The organism is Shewanella sp. (genome assembly GCF_051658185.1).
Taxonomy (GTDB): Bacteria; Pseudomonadota; Gammaproteobacteria; order Enterobacterales; family Shewanellaceae; genus Shewanella.
The window spans coordinates 1-1770 of the sequence record NZ_JBOFMC010000417.1 but is presented as its reverse complement, the minus strand read 5'-3'; the positions used below and the strand labels follow the sequence as shown (position 1 = coordinate 1770).

General features: G+C 49.3%; 2 protein-coding genes. One reads left to right on the top strand and one right to left on the bottom strand.

All coding sequences use genetic code 11. The annotated features are described in order from the left end of the window. The coding region (locus tag ACRCZA_RS15395; protein ID WP_438675272.1) for a YjbH domain-containing protein at positions 1 to 1395 on the top strand (1395 nt) is incomplete at its 5' end. Between the two features lie 196 nt (positions 1396 to 1591). Here ACRCZA_RS15395 and ACRCZA_RS15390 read toward each other — a convergent pair. Beyond that, positions 1592 to 1770: dTDP-4-dehydrorhamnose 3,5-epimerase family protein (locus tag ACRCZA_RS15390; RefSeq protein ID WP_438675273.1), on the bottom strand; the 179-nt coding region annotated here is incomplete at its 5' end.

Here is a 1770-nt window from a genome sequence, read left to right as displayed (position 1 = left end):
CAATCAAACCAAACCCAATTAACCCCTGCAGCACCGACGGCCGCAGCAACGGCCACAACACCAGAATCTAAATCCGCAAACGCCAATAGCGTAGTGATGACAACGACTCAAGTGACCAGCGGCGCAGCACCGATTAACTGGGATAACGTCGCCCAACAATTGCAAACGGTTGCGGGTTACGCCAATGCAAAAATTTACCTTGATTCTGACAGCATTACCGTGATCGCTGAGCAGACTAAGTTTCGTGATAGAAATGAGGCGCACCATAGAGCGGCCACCATTCTGGCCAACCATAGTTCTCTGAGCGAGATCACCGAATATCGTCTCATTGAAACCCACTATAGCCAGCCGATAACCGAAACCCGTATCGATGCTGAAAAATTTGCCAAGGTCGCCAGCTTTGGTTACCTCAATGCCAGCGTCACAGATACGAGTGAAGTCAGCGTCCCGCGCACACCTCAAGGTACACTCGTTACCGAGACGAGCCACGATTGGCTCGACAAACTGGGGTATGATGTGTCGCCGACCATGGTGCAATCCTTTGGCGGTTCTGAAGGCTTCTATATGTTTAATATCGGGCTAACGGGTACGGCAAACTACCGCTTTACCGATAACCTCGAATTAGGCGGCTCTGTCTACTTGAACTTATTTGATAATTACGATGAGTTTTTATATGACGTCCCGCCCGATGGCACCGATTTAAAACGGGTAAGAACCCTCATCCGTCAATATGTGCACGATAACCCTGTCAGGCTGGCCAACCTGCAACTCACTTGGATGGATAGTCTAAGTGACAATATTTCCTACCAAGCCTACGGTGGTTATTTGGAAATGATGTACGGCGGCGTCGGCACCGAGTTTATGTATCGGCCGCTCAACAGCCAATGGGCCTTTGGTATCGATCTTAACTATGTTAAACAACGGGATCCTGACAGCGCCTTTGGTTTCTTCAATGAGGAGAATCAATTTGATCCACTCACGAATCGCGCCTACCGGGTACAAACCGGGGTAATGACGGGCCATGCGAGCGTGTATTACCAACCGCAGTGGTTCCCCAATACCTTGCTAAAGGTCAGTGCTGGCCAGTATCTCACCGAAGATAAAGGTGTCACCGTTGATTTTTCTAAGCAATTTGACAGCGGCGTGATTGTGGGTGCCTTTGCCACCAAAACCAACCTGTCGGCTGAAGAATACGGCGAAGGCAGTTTTACCAAAGGGTTCTACATTTCGGTTCCCTTTGATTTAATGACAATTAAATCAACCCACAGTCGCGCATTCCTGTCCTGGATGCCGTTAACGCGTGATGGGGGGCAAATGCTGGGCCGTAAATACAACTTGTTTGATGTCACCGATGCCAGAGCGCCTTGGTACACTAAAGCGAGTGTGCAAAAATAGGAACACCAGTAGAGCGTCGCGGCGTGATGGTTAACATAAGTAAACCAAGCTTCGCTCTGTTTGACTCTGCTTGGCTCTAAACCTCGAGCCAAGCGCTTTCTAAATGCTGCAAAGCAAGGCTCACACAGCTAACCGCGCGCCCTAACATCTAAAAATGACCTAGCATCTAAAATAGCGTTAGGCATCTAAAATAGCATTAGGGCGCATTCGCATCCCGCGGTGACAACTGCGGAGGTGCGATTAACGGCCATTCAATCCCAAACTGCGCACTGTCCCAACTCAGTACATATTCATCCTCGGGAGTGTAATAATCGGTGCAGCGGTAAATCACATCGGCATATTCGCTAAGCACATAAAAGCCATGAGCAAACCCAG